9 protein-coding genes are annotated in these 17216 nt (G+C 64.1%); 3 read left to right on the top strand and 6 right to left on the bottom strand.

From position 1 onward, the window contains the following. Window positions 1–709 precede the first annotated feature (709 nt). Window positions 710–1807, top strand: coding sequence for a patatin-like phospholipase family protein (locus C515_RS0105540; protein ID WP_028454727.1), 1098 nt, complete (start codon window positions 710–712; stop codon window positions 1805–1807). Window positions 1808–1983: 176 nt separating this feature from the next. Here C515_RS0105540 and C515_RS24765 read toward each other — a convergent pair whose 3' ends face one another. From C515_RS24765 to C515_RS0105510, 6 genes are all read right to left on the bottom strand, one after another. Continuing rightward, entirely contained in the window at window positions 1984–4185 is a 2202-nt protein-coding gene (locus C515_RS24765; RefSeq protein ID WP_051304668.1) for a glycoside hydrolase family 19 protein, read from the bottom strand. A gap of 470 nt (window positions 4186–4655) precedes the next feature. Further along, on the bottom strand, window positions 4656–5960 hold the full coding sequence (locus C515_RS19685) for a response regulator (protein WP_051304667.1): 1305 nt from the start codon (window positions 5958–5960) through the stop codon (window positions 4656–4658). Then, entirely contained in the window at window positions 5957–9166 is a 3210-nt protein-coding gene (locus tag C515_RS19680) for a PAS domain S-box protein (protein ID WP_051304666.1), read from the bottom strand. The genes C515_RS19685 and C515_RS19680 overlap by 4 nt, the downstream gene beginning before the upstream one ends. 214 nt (window positions 9167–9380) lie before the next feature. Further along, the gene (locus tag C515_RS0105520) at window positions 9381–11369 is read right to left on the bottom strand and encodes a glycoside hydrolase family 19 protein (protein WP_211233989.1); all 1989 of its coding nucleotides are present in this window, start codon (window positions 11367–11369) and stop codon (window positions 9381–9383) included. A gap of 308 nt (window positions 11370–11677) precedes the next feature. After that, entirely contained in the window at window positions 11678–13624 is a 1947-nt protein-coding gene (locus C515_RS22325; protein ID WP_158380783.1) for a M60 family metallopeptidase, read from the bottom strand. A 135-nt stretch (window positions 13625–13759) separates the two neighbouring features. Then, window positions 13760–14449 (bottom strand): pseudouridine synthase, encoded by a 690-nt coding sequence (locus C515_RS0105510; protein ID WP_028454725.1) that lies wholly within the window; start codon window positions 14447–14449, stop codon window positions 13760–13762. Window positions 14450–14585: 136 nt separating this feature from the next. Between C515_RS0105510 and siaA the strand changes: the two genes are divergently transcribed. Beyond that, the gene (gene siaA / locus C515_RS19670; protein WP_051304664.1) at window positions 14586–16646 is read left to right on the top strand and encodes a biofilm regulation protein phosphatase SiaA; all 2061 of its coding nucleotides are present in this window, start codon (window positions 14586–14588) and stop codon (window positions 16644–16646) included. Then, window positions 16643–17185, top strand: a complete 543-nt coding sequence (siaB, locus tag C515_RS0105500) for a biofilm regulation protein kinase SiaB (RefSeq protein WP_028454724.1) — start codon at window positions 16643–16645, stop codon at window positions 17183–17185. The genes siaA and siaB overlap by 4 nt, the downstream gene beginning before the upstream one ends. Window positions 17186–17216: the final 31 nt, after the last annotated feature.

The raw sequence follows: 17216 nt of genomic DNA, 5'->3' as shown, positions 1-17216 counted from the left end.
TGCGTCCAAATAGCGCAGAAGCCCCAAACACCTGCACTTTCCTGCGTCGTGCTGCCGCACTATCCGCCAGGGGGCGCTACTGAACCTGTACCTAAGCACGTATATGGTTTTGAGCTTTTTTGGTGTTTGGCTTCAGAGATATACCCTGTTGATTGACCCTGATTGGGTAGTCGGCTCAGCAACTTGGCATGCCGGCGAAAGCCGGCATCCAGAGCGGCGCTCGAATGGGCATTGCTGCAGTAGCTATCGATTGATCCAGTCCTCTGATGTTGTCTCTCGAGCGAGCTTGCTCGCGATCAGCAGCGCCTCGCGAGCAAGCTTGCTCCTGCGGAAATTCAAACTGCTGAGGGCCGGATCAATAATCAGGTGATTGCTTGCATCACTCCAGGCTGGGTACTCCTCCTGGTCGCTGTCGCACTGACATTTCGACCAGCTCGGGTCTGGCGATGGTGAATGTCTCCTTGCTGTGTGTTGATTGGCTGCGCGCGCATGCGGTCATGGTTCTGTCGCCGCCCGTGAATTAGAATCGCACATGAACTGGTCCGCCCACATGTCATGAGGCTTCGAGGCCAGCCATCGGGAGACCCATGTGAAATCGATCTTGTCTGGCCTTGTCACCGGCCTGTTGTTGCTGCAGGGCTGTTCAATGACGCCGCCACGTTTGCCGGCTGTACCTCCTGAGTCTACGGCCAGGGCGGAAATTCCGGGAATGCCGGGGGTGCGCTATGTCGTCGGCGAGAGAGCCAGCGCACTCAATGACGCTGCGCAGAAGGCCCTGCAGCGCGAATTGCGCCATCTGGCCGCCCAGGGTCATCAGGGCGCCATGCCGCCTGCCGTCTTTCTGGCGATTTCCGGCGGCGGCGACAATGGCGCGTTCACGGCCGGCGTGCTCAATGCCTGGACACAGACCGGCACCCGGCCGGAATTCAAGCTGGTGACCGGCATCAGCACCGGCGCGCTGATTGCGCCCTTTGCCTTCCTTGGCCCCAAGTACGACGCGACGCTGAAAGAGGTTTACACAACCATTTCTCCCAAGGATGTCATCGAGTACCGCAGCTTTATCGAAGGGGTGCTCAGTGATGCGATGGCCGACAATTCGCCGCTGATCCGCCTGACCCGCAAGTCGGTCAATGCCGGCTTGCTGCAGGAAGTGGCCGCAGAGTACGCCAAGGGCCGCATGCTGCTGGTAGCCACCGCCGATCTGGATGCGCGGCGCGCCATCATCTGGGATATGGGCAAGATCGCCAGCCATGGCACGCCAGAGGCGCTGGATCTGTTCGTCAAGGTGATGATCGCCTCGGCATCCATTCCGGCCGGCTTTCCGCCGATGATGATCGATGTCGAAGCCGACGGCAGGCCCTACCAGGAAATGCATGTCGATGGTGGCATCGTGGCCCAGGTGTTTGCCTACCCGGCGGCACTGCGGCTGCAGCAGGGTGCTGCCGAGCAGGGGGTCGCCCGCGAGCGCAAGCTGTACGTGCTGCGCAATGCCCGTCTTGACCCGGACTGGGCGCAGGTCGAACGCAGCACCATGAGCATTGCTGCACGTTCGGTCGCTTCGCTCATCCATAGCCAGGGCATTGGTGATCTGTACCGCATCTATGCCACGGCCAACCGCGATCAGGTGGATTTCAACCTTGGCTACATTCCCGCCAGCTTCAAGGCGCCGCACAAGGAGGAGTTTGATACCGCCTACATGCGCGCCCTGTATGACACGGGGCACGCCATGATGCTGCAGGGCTTCCCCTGGCAGAAAACACCGCCGGGCTTTGTGCTGCCCGACGCGCCACGCGGCGCGGCGCAATAAGCCGGACTGCATAGCCGCTCAGCAAAGAACATCCGTCATTCCGGCGTCCCACGGGGATTCCCTGCGGTCAAGGCGGGAAGCCAGCGGCAATGCTTGTTCGAGCGATGCTCTGGATGCCAAGCAGCAAAGACAAAGGGAGGCGTTTGCCTCCCTTTGTCATTCCAGCTCTGGCCGGATTACTTCACCTGCACATTCCAGATGAATTCCACGCACTTGGCGTAGTCACCCTTGGAAATCGTGCGGAAACCGGTCTGGTAGTTCACCGGCTTGCACATATTGTCGCGCTGCCAGCCCCAGTCCTTGTCCCAGTACAGCGGGAAGGAGGCGGCGCCGCCCTCGCTGAACTGCTTCTGGGTCGCGCAACCGAGCTGCTCGTTCGCGGCGACGGCTACGCCCAGTTCCTGTGCGAAGTTCTGGTAGGCGTAGATGCGGTTCTGCGCCTGGCTGGTTTCGCCACCCTTCGAGCACTCGAAGCCTCCATTGATGATGTTGATGGTGGTGCCGAAGCTGGCAGTCAGGCCATTGGCCTGGTCAACCGCATTCGGCACCCAGCTGCCATCGATCACGTGGATCATGGCGGGTTTCGGCGGCTGGGTTTCCAGCATGAAGAACACCGACGAGGCCAGGTTCAGCCAGGTGTCGGCCACACGCTTCGGATCCTGCAGCAGCACATTCGGATCACCATACAGCACCTTGGAGAACGGTGCGTAGTTGTAGTGGTGGGTCAGCTGGTGTGCGCCACGGCCGTGGTAGGAGTTGTACTGGCCGTCAGGACGCTTCGGGCAGGTCCAGATCTTGCCCCAGTACGGGTCGCCGCAGCTGTCGGTGTAGCCCGAGAGGTTGGGGTTGTTCTGGTAAGCCACTTCCTCGACCCAGTACAGGCCCTGGCGCCACTTCGGCGTGTCGATCGCGCCGATGCCGTCCAGCCAGGTGGTGTTGGCGCCGGTTTCCTGCACCATGTGCGCAAACATCGTCGCCAGCAGCTTCGAGCAGATGGCGTCCGAATTGCGGCCATCGCTGTAGGTCTGGCAGAACGCCGGGAATTTGGCGACGGCCTTCAGGAAGTTCGTGTAGCTGTAGCGGGCGTTGCGCAGTGCGAACAGGTAGTCAAAGCGGGCAGCGGGCACGATGCGCTCGACGCGCTTGACGTTGTCCGGGTTGGTGGCGGCCAGCGGCGCGACCTGATCGACGATGCTGTCATCGATCACGCGCTGGGTTTCCTTGACCAGCGCCACATAGGCCGGCGCATTCTTGGTCAGCTCGATTTCCAGTGCGTCGGCCTGTGCCTTGCTGGGAACGGTGCCCGGGGTGTAGCTGGGCACGCTGCTCGGGTTGGCGGTCGGCGTAACTGTCGGTGTAATTGTCGGGGTGACGGTGGGCGTTACGCTCGGAATCTGCGTGGGGCCGCCCAGGCTGACGGTCTGTTCGTGGTAAACGCCGCAGTTGCTCGCGCTGCGCGGCGGCGCGGGCACGACGGCCGGCAACGGTTGCGGATCGATGCAGATCGCTGCCTTGTAAGTGCCGGCTGCTGCCGGATCAAGGCGGTAGCTGCCCAGGGGAACGTATGAATCGCCGCAGAAACCGGTGCTCGAACACGTGCCCTTGAAGGCCCAGCTGGCGGTGCCGCTGAAGACGGTCTTGCCGTCGGCAATGGCGAGCCAAGTGAGCGGGGTCTTGTTGTACCAGAGCAGATAAGGGCCGCTGCCCAGTTGCCAGCTGAACACGATGCTGCCCGGTGAGGCGGTGATCGTGGTCCAGCTGGGAATCGGCGGCGGGGTGATCAGGGCCGTGGGGGTGACGGTCGGGGTCGGTGTGCTCGCCGCACCGAGCGCGTTCCAGGGACCCCACGCGCTGGCGCCCGGTACGTCGCCCTGGGTCCACCACTTGGCTTCGTAGAGCACGCCGTTGTATACGACGCGCTGGCCACCGGTATAAACGGCGCCCTTGTCCCAGCTGTTGCCGGCCGGAGGGGCGGTCACAACCGGAGCGGTCGGGGTTACGGTCGGAGTCACGGTCGGGGTGATGACCGGTGCACAGATGCTGCCATTCCAGACCGCGCCTGACTGGCAGGTCGGTTGGCTGGACGGTTTGGGGGTGACCGTGATCGGTGGTGTCGCGATAGCAGTCGGGGTCGCCGTGGGCGCTGTCGTCGGACTGCTGTTGCCAATGGCTTTCCACAGCGTCGGCGAGGCGGCGGGATTCCAGCCGGTGCCGGCATAGGCGGTGTGGGTCACCAGGGCCGAGTAGTCGCTACCGTTGTAGCTGACGACGCTGCCGGCCGTATAGGTTGCGCCTTCCTGCCAGGCCGGGGCTGCGTGCGCAGCGACCACGGTACTGAACAGGGCGGCGCTTGCGAGAAGTCGCAGGCGTGTGTTCATTCATTGCTCCATCGTCTGATTGAATGACGGCTGTTGCCGTTCTTGCGCACGGGCCGGCTGGTGTAGTGGATATGTGCCGACTACGCGAGTGTAGCGATGGTGTAAGGCTGTGATCAAACAGGGGCTGCTTATGTAAGCAGATGGTCATGTTCTTGCTTGCCGGTGCGAGTGTCTCGCGCTTCTGAATGATGGGTATAGCCATGTAGCCATTTTTTTTAAATGGCTTTGGAGATATAGGGTGTTGGGTATTTTGCCTTGCTGCGGCTTGTGAATACCCGTCCGCCCGGCGGGCGTCGTGTTGGCGCAACAGCGGGCGGACAAACAGGCTGCCCGCTCCCGGAGTAGCGTCTTGATCCCGGCTGGCCGGCATGGCGGACGCGTTTGCCAGGGCGCGCTGCTGTTCTGTCGGCGCTTCCGCCTGAGTGCCTGAGCACCGGAACGTCAGAAGCAACAACGCAGATCAACAGAGCCTAGTGTTTCTGCGGACGGCTGATCCGTTCATTGAGCACATAAATGCTCAGTGCCGTGGCGCACTGCTTTTCGGCCAGGACCACCTGGTCGATCAGGTTGCGGTTGAGTACCGTGCTTTTGGAGAGCAGAAGGAAGCCGTCCGGATGCATGACATCGCGCGACAGCATCATGCCGTCCTGCAGATGTACCGCCGATACCCGCCGTTCTTCGACCTGGCTGTTCACTTCCAGGGTCAGCAGCGGCTCCATGAAATCGATGACCCGCGGGTCGTAGCGGTGGCCACGGTTTTCCAGCAGGAAGTCGAGGCTCTCGCGTGCGCTCAGCGGCGTGGTGGTCAGCAGGCCGGCGCGGAAGTCATCATAGTCGCTGGCCGCCGCGATGATGCGCGCACCGATCGGGATGTTCAGCCCGCTCTTGCCGGCCGGGAAACCGGTACCGTCGAAATACTCGTGATGGTCCTGGATCATGCCGGCAATGTGCGCGAGCGAATCGATCTTGCGCAGGATGTCGGCGCCTTGCAGGCAATGCCGGCGGTAGACGCCCAGTTCGGCCGAATTCATGGTGTTGACCGGCTTGTGCTGCAGTTCGTCCGGAAAGCTGATGTGGCCTATGTCGTGCAGCAGCGCGGCGATGAAGATGTCCTGCACTTCCTCGTCATCCAGCCCCAGACGGCGCGCCGTCTGGCGGGCGAGCTCGGCAACCCGGCGCGAGTGTTCGCCGATGCCGCCGCCGCGCAGTTCGATGATGCCGTTGATGGCCAGCAGGGTGCTGAAATAGCTTTTCTTCAGCTCGCTGTGCGCGGCTTCCTTTTTTTCCAGCGTCAGCTTCAGCGCCCGCGTGCGTTTCGCCACCTCTTCCTCAAGCCGGCTGTTCTGGGCCTGCAGGCGGTCGCGTGCGCTTTTCAGTTCGAGCTGGGTGTGGATGCGCGCCAGCAGGATGGGCGGGCTGATCGGTTTGGTGATGTAGTCCACCGCGCCCTTGAGCAGACCCTGTTGCTCGCTGTCGCTGCTGTCCATGGCGGTGACGAAAATCACCGGAATATGCCGGGTCGCGGCGTCCTTGTGCAGGATGTCCAGCACCGAATAGCCGTCCATGCCCGGCATCATGATGTCGAGCAGCACCAGATCGGGCTGGGGCGGGCTGGCGATGGCCCGCAGCGCTTCGCTGCCGGAGCGCGCGGCCCGCACGCGGTAATGCGGCTTGAGCACGGCGGCCAGCAGGCCGATGTTCGCCGGCTCGTCATCCACCACCAGAATGGTGGCCGGTTCACTGTGTTCGCTGGTGTTCAGGTCGGTGCTGTTCATGGCTGATCCTTCATGGAGCGGTGCGGCGCATGGGCGCCCAGACCCTGCGCGATGGCCAGTGCGGCAGGAAAGTCGAAATCGTTGAGGTGTTGCTCCAGCTCGCCAAGCCCAGCGCCGAAGGCTGCTTCCAGCGTGGCCCGCCCGGACTGGTAGAGATCCTGCGCGGCGGTATCGTCGCTGGCCAGCAGGGCGGCCAGCTGTTGCAGGATGGCTTTGGCCGCCTCGGCATCGGCCGGCGCCGCCGTGCTGCCGGCTTCGGCCGCAAGCTGGGCCTGCAGGGCCTGCAGCGTCTGTTCATGCCGGGCCAGCTCCTTGAGCAGGTCCGGCAAATCTTCATGCTGCTTGCTGCGCAGCCTTTGCTCGATGGCGGCGGCAAGTGCCTGGACATGCCGGATGCCCAGTGTCGCCGCTGCGCCTTTCAGCGTGTGGGCCCGTTGCTGCGCATCGGCGCTGCGGCCCTGGCGCAGGGCATCAAGCATTTGCCGGCTATCCGCCAGATGCTGCTGCATGAATTGCCGCAGGAGCTTCAGGTAGGCGGCCGCGTCGCCCCGCAAGGCCTGCAGCGGTTTGCGCGCGTCGATTTCGTCCTGCCGCTGCAGACAGACCGGCAAGGCCAGGTGGTCCTGTCCGTGCGGTGCGGGCGTCGCCGCCGGCAGCCAGCGCTGCAAGAGTTGCGCCAGTTGCTCGGGATCGACCGGCTTGCTGATGAAGTCGTTCATGCCCGCCGCGAGACAGGCGTCGCGGTCTTCGGCAAAGGCATTGGCCGTCATCGCGATGATGGGGATGTCGCGCCAGCGCGGATCCTGGCGCAGCGCGCGGGTGGCTTGCAGGCCATCCATGCCGGGCATCTGCATGTCCATCAGGATCAGGGCGTAGTGCTTGGTGGCCACGGCCTGCAGCGCGGCTGCGCCATCGCTGGCGGTATCGGCGGCCAGCCCCAGCTCGCTGAGCATGCGCACCGCCACCTCGCAATTGATCGGATTGTCTTCGGCGAGCAGGATGGGGATGTCATGCCAGTGTGGTGTGGCGGGGAGATCGGCCGCCGGCATGTCGCTGTTGGGGCGTGCCCCCTGTCCGGGCGTGAAGCGCGCGGAAAACCAGAAACGGCTGCCCTGGCCCACCGTGCTTTCGACGCCGGTATCGCCGCCCATCATGCGCGCCAGCTGCCGGGAAATGGTCAGTCCCAGGCCGGTGCCGCCATAGCGGCGGGTGATCGAGCTGTCGGCCTGCTCGAAGGGCTGGAAAAGCTTGGCCAGGTCGGCCGGGCTGATGCCGATGCCGGTGTCGATCACGTCAAAGCGCAGCCTGATCTGGCTGCCCGGCTCGGGCTCGGCGGTGACGCGCAGCGTGATGCAGCCGCGCTCGGTGAATTTCAGCGCATTGCTGCAGAAATTCATCAGGATCTGGCGCAGCCGCGTCGGATCGCCGTGCAGCCAGTCCGGCACGTCGCCGATGTCCAGCCTGAGCTGCAGCCCCTTGCGCTCCAGTCCTTGCGCCAGCATGGCGCACACGTGATCAATCACGTCCTGCAGCGAAAAGTCACAGCGATCAAGCTGCAGACGATCAGCTTCAATCTTGGAGAGATCAAGGATGTCATTGATGATCGCCAGCAGGTGCTTGCCCGAGGCGTCGATTTTCTGCAGCCAGTCATATTGCTCATCGCTGAGCCGGCTCTGCCGCAGCACGTGCGTCAAGCCGATGATGGCATTGAGCGGCGTGCGGATTTCATGGCTCATATTGGCCAGGAACGCACTCTTGGCCTTGTTGGCGGTTTCGGCTTCCTGCTGGGCGATCCGCAGCTCGGCGGTACGCTGTTCGACCAGTTCCAGCAGGTGGTGGCGGAAGATGTCGAGTTCTTCGCCCAGGGCCTTTTTCTCGGTAATGTCTTCCTTCACCGCCACGTAATGGGTGATTTGCCCGTTTTCCTGGATGATGGGGGTGATGACGGCCGATTCGATGTACTCGCTGCCATCCTTGCGGCGGTTGCAGAATTCGCCCTTCCAGGGTTTGCCCTGGCTCAGGGCCTGCCACAGGTCGGTATAGGTCTCGGCAGAGGTTTTGCTGGTTTGCAGGATGCGCGGGTTTTGTCCCAGCACTTCGGCGGCAGCGTAGCCTGAGGTCAGCTCGAAGGCCCGGTTGACGTATTTGATCGCACCGTCGACATCGGTAATCACGATGCTTTCCGAGCTTTGTTCGATCGCCTGCTGCATGATGCGCAGCTGCTGTTCGTTCTTCAGGCGCTCGGTGACATCCTGCACCAGAATCAGGCCGGCGATGTCATTGCCGAACATGATGGCCCGGCCGGTCAGCATGACCTGCATCACCGAGCCGTTCTGGCGCCGGTGCTGCCAGGGCCCGGTCTCGACCTCGGAGAGCAGGGCCTGGCCCAGGCGCTCCACGCCGTTGTCCGCCGCATCGCGCAGATGGAAGTCCTCGATGGTCTTGCCGAGCATGGCTTCACGGCTGTAGCCATACAGCCGCAGCGCGGCAGCATTGATGTCCAGAATGACCAGTGAGTAGAGGTCGTAGACGCACAGCGGCATGGGGTTGTTGTCGAACAGCAGCTGATAGCGTTCCTTGCTGACTCTGATCGCGGTGTCGGCTTCCTGCCGGGCGGCGCGGGCGTCCAGGTTGTCCAGCGCATTGCCGATGTCTTCGGCAAGTGCCATCAGCAGCTCGCGAATGTCGTCGTCAAAGGCATGCCGGTCATCGGCATAAATGGCCAGTACGCCATTGAGCCGGCCCTTTTTACGAAAGGGCAGGGCGGCGATGGCTTTCCAGTCGCCCGGCTGGCCTTGGCTGCCAGCCTGGCCCCAGACCGGGCATTTATTGCGAATGGCCTGCACCGCCGGATGCTCGCCCGTCTGTTCGCCTGCAGCCAGCGCAAGCGGCAGATTGGCAAGGTGGTCGCTGTTGTCTCCGTACCGAGCCAGCGGACGTATCGTCATGCCCGCTTCATCCAGCTGCCCCAGCCAGGCCGAGCGCATCCCGCCGAAATGCACGAGGGCGCGGCAGATTTTTGCAAACAGCTCCTGGACGGTTTGCGAACGGATGATGGCCCGGCTGCACTGGCTGAACGCGGCATTGAGCAGCGTGAGTCGCAGCAGCCGGATCTTGGTGCTTTCGTGCTCGGCAATTTCCCACTCCAGGCTTTGCCGCAGGGCTTGCTGTTCCTGCAGGCTGCTGCCTTCGTCATCGCGGATCATGCTGTCGCCTCGTCTGGCAATGCGGGGATGGGCCCGGGGCCGTTTATGAAGTGCTTTCGATTTTGTTCATTCTAATCGTATTGAAATTTGTTTGTTCATTCCGTTTTCGGTAAGGAACTGTGCAGCAAGCGTTGCGCAATAGCGGTGGCGCGCAAAAAAAAACAGGCTCCCCGCAGGGAGCCTGTCATGACCGGAATGAACCGGATTACTTGGATTACTTGGTGTTGTCGATCACGATCTGGCCATTGTGCTTGACCTGGCCGCGGAACATGTAGTCCACGCAGGCCTTGTAATCGCCCGGGTTGGCGAGCGAGAACGGCATCTGGTAATCCACCAGCTGGCAGGCGTAGGACTTGCCGCCCGGGTAGTTGGCGTTGTAGCCCCAGTTCTTGTCGAGGTAGGTCTTGGTCGCGGCAGCAGAGCCGGTCTGGAAGCCCTTCATGGCCGCGCAGCCCAGCGGTTCGTCCGCCGGGATGGGTACGCCCATTTCTGCGGCAAAGGCCTGGTAGGCCGCGATGCGGTTCTGTACTTGCGGTTTTTCCGCGCCGCCGCCGCCGCACTCGATGCCGCCGTTGATGATGTGCACGGTGGCGCCGAAGCCCGGCTTCATGTTGTTGGCCAGATCGACCGCATTCGGTTGCCAGGTGCCATCGACGACCCAGGTCATCGGCGGCTTGGGCGATTGCGGGTACACGGCAAACCAGATGGCCGAGGCGAAGTTCAGCCAGGTGTCCGCCACGCGGGCCGGATTGTCGAGCAGGACGTTCGCATCACCGTACAGCGATTTGCTGAACGGGCCGTAATTGTAGTTCCACGACAGCTGCTTGGAGCCGCGGCCGAAGTAGTCGATGAACTGGCCGTTGGCGTTCTGTGCGCAGGGCGAGAAGATCGAGAAGATCGAGCTGCCGGCGCCGCGGAAGCAGTCCTGGTACATGCCTACGCTCTGGCCTTCGGTGGTGCCGTTTTCACGCAGATACCACAGGCCCTGCTTGTAAACCGGGATGGCGGTGTTTTGCGGCATGGTGGCCAGCACCGGATTGTTCTGCGCCGGATAGGTGCGTGCGGTGGCCGGGGTCAGCGCCGGCCAGTTGGCACCGGTTTCCTGTACGAAGTGGGCGAAGGAGGTCGCCAGCAGCTTGTTGCAGATGGCGTCCGAGTTGCGGCCGTCGGTGTAGGTCTTGCAGTAGGACGGGAACTTGGCCACGCCGCGCAGCAGGTTGGTGTAGGTGTAAGCGACATTGCGCACCGGGAAGAGGCTGTCAAAGCGTGCTTCGGAGAGCACGCGCTCGACGCGCTTCACATTGTCCGGGTTGGCCGGATTGCCGGGGGTAACGGCTTCGACTTCGGCATCGTTGCGGACTTGCAGCGCCTCGCGGATGCGGGCAATCGCGCCGGCATCGGTGCCGGCCTGGCTCATCAGCGCCTGTTCGGCCGCAGCCAGCTGGGCATCGCTCGGGCCGCCGGCCGGCATCGGCACGTAGGTAATCTGGGGCTTGTAGGCGGCAACGACACCCGTCGGCGTGGCCGTCGGTGTCACGGTCGGCGTGGCGGTTGCGGTCGGGGTTGCCGTGGGCGTGGCCGTCGCGGTCGGGGTTGCCGTGGGTGTGGCGGTTGCAGTCGGAGTTGCGGTCGGCGTGGCCGTTGCCGTCGGCGTAGCGGTTGGTGTGCTGGTCGTGCCGGCATTGCAGGCGCCCAGGTCTTTCCAGGGACCCCATGCGCTGTTGCTCGGCGCGTCGGTGGTCCACCACTTGGCTTCATAGTCGCGGCCGTTGTAGGTCACTTTCTGGCCGCCGGTGTAGGCCGTGCCGGATTTCCAGGCGGTGAAGCAGCCGCTGCTGCCGGTCGGCGTGGCAGTGACGGTCGGGGTGGCTGTTGCCGTGGGGGTTGCGGTCGGCGTCGCGGTCGGTGTGGCCGTTGCCGTCGGTGTGGCGGTGGCCGTGGGGGTTGCGGTCGGCGTCGGGCTGGTCGACGTAGTCAGGGCTTTCCACAGCGTCGGCGTCGACGCCGGGTTCCAGTTGGCGCCCACGTAGGCCGTGTGGGTGACCAGCGCCTGATAGTCCTTGCCGCTGTAGCTGACGACGGTGCCGGCGGTGTAGGTGACGCCTTCCTGCCAGGCCGTGGCCGCATGGGCCGTGGCGCTCAGCATGGGCAGCGGGGCCAGGGAGCCCAGCGCGAGCAGGCAGGCGCCTGCGAGAGTACGCATACGAGTTTTCATCAATCACTCCATCGTTGTTTTTGACGCTGCTTTTGCCTGGCGCAGCTTTTGGCCTGGACGAAGCGCGGGGTTTTTCCCCTTGAAATGTAGTGTGACCTCGACCGGCTACGGAATGGTAAAGCAACTTTGTCAGAATTGGGAGTCACGCGCCGGTCACAGTGATAAAAAAACGCCGGTCATTGACCGGCGTCTGGATTGCTTTATGGGTATTGGCTTGCAGCCTATTTTGGCAAATGGTTGTGGCTGCATAGGGTTTCGGGTATTTGGGCGCTTCCTGCCGCGCCCGGCCCGTGGCCTTACAGACGGTAGAGCACCCTGCTGTCGCGGTTTTGCCAGATCGGCTGCGTCAGCGGTTTGAGCGCCATGCCGCCCAGCGTGGTGCGTGTGGCGGCGTCAACCGCAATCCCCCATTGCTCGAAGAAGGGCGTCAGGTCGTAACCGGCGACACGGCTGGTTTCGATGATGAACGTCTGCTTCTCCGCGGCATCGGTGCTCGGGCGCAGGGCAGCCGGCATGTTGCGGTAGTTGGTGCCGAGCTTGGCGTAGAAGTCCTGGCCGAAGGTCAGGTCCAGCTGCCAGAACATCGTGGCGCGCACGAAGAGATCCGATTGCGTCGCGAAGTCGCGCGTCGGTTGCGCGAGGTAGGCGAAGGTCTTGGTCCAGGTGCCCTGCGTTTCATAACGCGAGGCATTGCCCAGCGCGCGCTGTACATAGGCCGAGGTCAGGTTGACGGTGACTTCGGTCTGGTCGGCCCAGGTGAAGGTGCTCATCTGATACTGGTGACCCAGCTCGTGCCACGGACCCCAGCCATCGGTGCGCAGGGTTTTGCTGTTGAGGACCGGGCGCAGTGCGCCGTCGGCCGAGGCGCTGGCCATGCGGTATTGCCACGAGTACATCCAGCCGTCATACGGCGGCAGCTCGACGTAGTGGAAGCGGTGCGGCGTCGGGTTGTGCGGCCAGGCATTGCCGGGCTTGATGCCGTACTGCTCGTCGGTGAGGCGCACGACTTCATCCCACAGCGTCATCAGCACGACCGGGTCGTCGACATGCTGCTTCACCTTGGGCAGCGTGGCCGTCAGCATCATGCGCTGGCTGACCAGCTCGCCATATGGCGCGTCGCTGTAGTTCGCCAGCATCTGTGCCCAGTCGGCGGCCGTGTGCTTGCCGAGCACGAAGCGCGGCATCACGCGTCCGCCGGACACCAGCTCGACCTTCAGTTCGCCATCGGTCGGCGTGTTGAAGGCGGCCACGTACACGGCGCCGGTCTTGCTGGCGGTGATGGTGGTGCTGCCGACATTGAGCTTCACCTTCTGGGCGGTGCTGTAGCCCCAGGTGTCGTCATCGATCGAGTGGATCCAGATTTCCGGGCCCTTGTTCGGGGCGCCGCCGGTGTAGTGGTAGTTCACCACCAGCACATCGCCGGTCTGCACCCAGTAGCCGGTGGACTGGAAGGGCGTGTGGTTGAAGGAGCGCTGCTGCGCGGCGCGCAGGGTGCCGATGTCGCCCGGTTGCTCCAGCGTCAGGGCGCGCGGCGGCACGAGGCTGCTGCCGACAGGCGTCGGCGTGGCGGTTGGCGTGGCACTGGGCTTCGGTGTGGCTGTGGCGGTCGGCGTTGCGCTGGGCTTCGGAGTCGCCGTGGCGGTCGGCGCGGCAGTCGGAGCAGCTGTTGGCGTGGCGCTCGGTTTGGGTGTGGCCGTTGCGGTCGGCGTCACGGTTGTGGCGCCGCAGGCGCCCAGATCCTTCCACGGGTCATAGGGGCCGGCCTGGCTCGGGTCGAAACCCTGGGTCCACCACTTGGCTTCATAATTGCGGCCCAGGCGCGATGCTCGCTGACCGCCGGTATAGGCCACGCTGGCCGACCAGGCCGCCAGGCAGCCATTGCCTGCCTGCGGTGTGGCGGTGGCACTCGGTGCGGTGGTCGGTGTGGCGCTGGGCGTTGCTGTGGGGGTGCTGCTGGGGCGCACGGTGGGCAGCGGGCTGGGCTGCGGCGTTGGGCTTGGCTGGTTGCCGCTGGTGCAGGCGCCGAGCAGTTGCCAGACGCCCCACTGGCCGGTCGTGCCGGGCTCTTCGCCGCGGGTCCACCATTTGGCGCGGTAATTGCTGCCTTGCAGGCTGGCCTGCTGGCCTTCGGTATAGGTGCTGGTACTGCTCCAGACCGGGCTGCACGGGTCGGCGGCGTGGCTGTTGAAGGCAGTCAGCAGCGACAGCAGGGCCCCGGCACGCAGTGCGTGGCGTGGTGTCATGCGATTCCTCTCGTCAGTTTTTTGTTTTTCTGCGCCGGCGGCCTGTGCTTGTGCCTGCCTGCGCATGCTTGCGTCATTGCGCCAGCGATCATACTGAAAAATTCGCAACTTACAGCATTTGCTGATGGATGGATCTTACAAGGTGTGGTCGCCAGGCCACGGCAGTTGCCAGGGCGCAGGCTGGGTCGCCAGCCAGTCGGCAAAGGCCGGCTCGAGAAAGTGCTCGCCGCCATCCGGCGGCAAGTGCCAGTGCAGGATTTCGCCGCGCCAGCGCAGGCGCAGCGCCCAGGCATGCAGATAAAGGCGCTCGGCGTTCGCACCACCGTAACGCGCATCGCCGAGAATGGGGCTCCCCAGGCTTTTCATCGCCACGCGCAGCTGGTGGGTGCGCCCGCTCAAGGGGCGCAGCACGAAGGCGCGCAGGCCATTGCCAAGGCCCGACGAGAAAAACTGCGTCACTGCCGGCAAGCCTTCGTCGCGGGTCAGGCGCCAGCTGCCATTGCGCCCCTTGAGCATCTTGCCCCTGACCCAGCCCTGTTTTTTCGCGGGCTGGCGCGGGCTCAGCGCCAGATAGTATTTTTCGATGCGGTGCTCGGCCAGTTGCTCGCCCAGTTCGCGGGCAGCTTCTGTGTGGCGTGCAAACAGGATCAGTCCCGAGGTGGCGGCATCGAGCCGGTGTACCGGATGCAGCGTGGCCAGGCCGGTCTGCTCGCGCAGGCGCTGCGCCAGGCCGGCGCTCTCGCCCGCCTGATGGCAATCGAGGCCGGCCGGCTTGGCGACCAGCAGGAAATCCTCGTGCCAGGCGCAAATGTGCAGGGAATTCAAAGGGGTATATCCTCAGGGGCTTTGATTTGTTTGGGCTGCAAGGCTATACATTGTGCTTGCGCGCGATGTTCTGCAAATTTTTGCTTGCCGCAAGCGGAACATGGCTTAATACGGTAAATCAGCAATGCATGATGCAATGGAAACGACGCAATTGACCGCCGCATATCGCAAGACGTCAGCCTGGTCCGGCCTGCGCGCCAAGTCGGTGCTGCTGTTTGCCGCCTGCGCCGCGATGATCGTTGCGCTGGCCACCGTGATCGGCCTGCAGGTGGTCGAAGTCATCAAGCGGCACTATGGCGAAGCCTTTGCCCGCGAGCACACGCAATTGTACAAGCAGCGTATCCTGGCGCCACTGAACCGCGAGCTGGCCCTGGCGCAGCGGCTGGCCAGCGAGGAGAGCATCCGCGCCTTTCTGCGCGAGGATGGCAATCCGGTCCTGCGCGAAGCGGCCTTTCGCGAGGCCGAGGCCTATCGGACACTGTTTGCCGGCAAGATGTATTGCCTCGCGGCCGCCGCGACCGGCCATTACTTCCTCAACGATCCTTCGCTGCCTTTCAGTACTGCACCGCGCTACACGCTCAAGCCCGCCAATCCGGACGACAACTGGTTTTTCAGCCTGCTGGGCAAGCCGGCGCCCTACCAGCTCAATGTGTCGCAGGATGCCCATGTCAAGACGACCAAGGTCTGGATCAATGTCATGGTCGGCGATGCCGGCAAGCGCCTGGGCCTGATCAGCGGCGGGCTGGACCTCACGGCCTTCCTGCAGGAATTCGCCCGCAGCGCGCAGGCTGGAGTGAGCTCGATGGTGCTCGAGGAGCAGGGCGCGATCATGGCGCACGCCGATCCGCAGCGCATCCAGTTCCAGATTGCCGGCAGCCGCAGCATCGACAAGACGCTGGCGCGCTACCTGGGCAGCGATGCCGACCGGCTGGCCGTGCAGCAGGCCATGGTCGAGGCCCGCGCCAACCCCGATGGCGTGACGATTGTCGAGGCCGTGCTCGACGGCAAGCCGCAGCTCTTTGCGCTGGCCTATATTCCCGAGCTGCGCTGGTATGCCGTCACTGCGCTGGATCTGCAAACGGCCAAGCTGATCGCCGTGGAGCAGTTCCTGCCCTGGCTGCTGGCGGCGCTGCTGCTGCTGGCGCTGCTCTTTGCCCTCCTGATGTATGGCGTTGACCGCGGGCTCTTGCGGCCGCTGGCTTCGCTGACGGAAATTGCCCAGCGCTTCGGGCGCGGCGAATACCAGGTGCGCATCGCCAGTCGCCGTCAGGACGAGCTGGGCGCCCTTGCCAATGTGTTCGACCGCATGGCCGAACAGGTCGACCGTCACGCCAGCGAGCTGGAGCAGAAGGTCGCCGACCGCACGCACGAGCTGGCCGAGACCAATGCCCGCATGGCGGTGGCGCACCAGCACATCCAGGAAAGCCTGCGCTATGCGCGGCTGATCCAGCGCTCGCTGCTGCCCGAAGAGGAATTCCGCCAGCAGTTCGGCGCAGCCGGGCTGGTCTGGCTGCAGCCGCGCGATGTGGTGGGGGGGGATCTCTTCGTGTATCGCAGCGATGCGTCCGGTACGCTGTTTGGCGTGATTGACTGCGCCGGCCACGGCGTGCCGGGGGCCTTCATGACCATGCTGGCGCATGTGGCGGCCGATCTCGCCATTGACGAGGCCGGGCTGACCGACCCGGCGCGCCTGATCGCGCTGATCGATGCCCGCGTGCGCAGCATGTTGCCCGCCGATGCGACCGGCAATCTGCTCGCCACCAATATGGACGCCGCCTTCTGCCATATCGACGCGGCGCGTCAGCAGCTGGTGTTTGCCGGAGCCAAGCTGCCCGCCTTCATCCAGCAAGGGGGCGAGGTCCGCATCCTGCCGGCTGGTCGGCGCGCCATCGCCGAGCGTCGCCAGGGCGAATGGCATAACCAGAGCGTGCCGCTGAACGGCGTGGCCGCTGTCTATCTGGCCACCGACGGCCTGTTTGACCAGTCCGGCGGTGAAGATGGCTTTGGCCTGGGCGAGGCGCGCTTTGCCCAGTGGCTGCTGCAGCTCTCGGGGCTGCCGGCCAGTGTGCGCGAGGAACGGCTGACCCGGCTGATGCTCGACTGGCGCGCCGAGCGCGAGCAACGTGATGACATGGCCGTACTGGGGGTGCTGCTGGGTGCGGCATCTGCGGCGGCGCAAGGAGAACCTTCAGCATGACCACCCTTGATATCCTGGGCTTGCGCGATACCTTCGAGCAGCACCGCATCCTCATGTGTTTCAACGGCCCCTTTTCCGCCAGCCTGATCGAAGAAATCGGCATGGCGCTGCGCCGGCATCTGGAAAGCGTTTCCGTTTCGCCGGGCTCGGTGATGGACGTGTTCGCCGTGTATATCGAGCTGACGCAGAACATCCGCCACTATGCCCGCGAAAAGTCGCTGCCCGACGAGCTGACGCGCGCCACCGTGGTGATTTCGCTGACGGCCGATGGCCGTTATCTGGTCAGTGCCGGCAACAAGCTCTTTGCCGCCGATGGCGAGCAGCTGCTGGCGCGCATCGAGGCCCTGGCCGCGCTGGACAAGGCCGCGCTGAAGGCCGCCTACAAGGAGCAGCTGCGCCAGCCGCGCGCGCCCGACGCCACTACCGGCGCGGGTCTGGGGCTGATCGACATGGCGCGCCGCGCCAGCGAGCCGCTGTCCGCCCGTCTGCAGCATCTGGAAAACGGCATGGCCTTTTTCAGCCTGGAAGTGGTGATCTGAACCCCGTGCCGGCCAGTCGGCCAATGTGCCT

The sequence above is a fragment of the Chitinilyticum litopenaei DSM 21440 genome (assembly GCF_000428145.1).
GTDB classification, from domain to species: domain Bacteria; phylum Pseudomonadota; class Gammaproteobacteria; order Burkholderiales; family Chitinibacteraceae; genus Chitinilyticum; species Chitinilyticum litopenaei.
The sequence above is the reverse complement of the archived record's forward strand: the minus strand, read 5'-3'. Positions and strand labels throughout refer to the sequence as shown.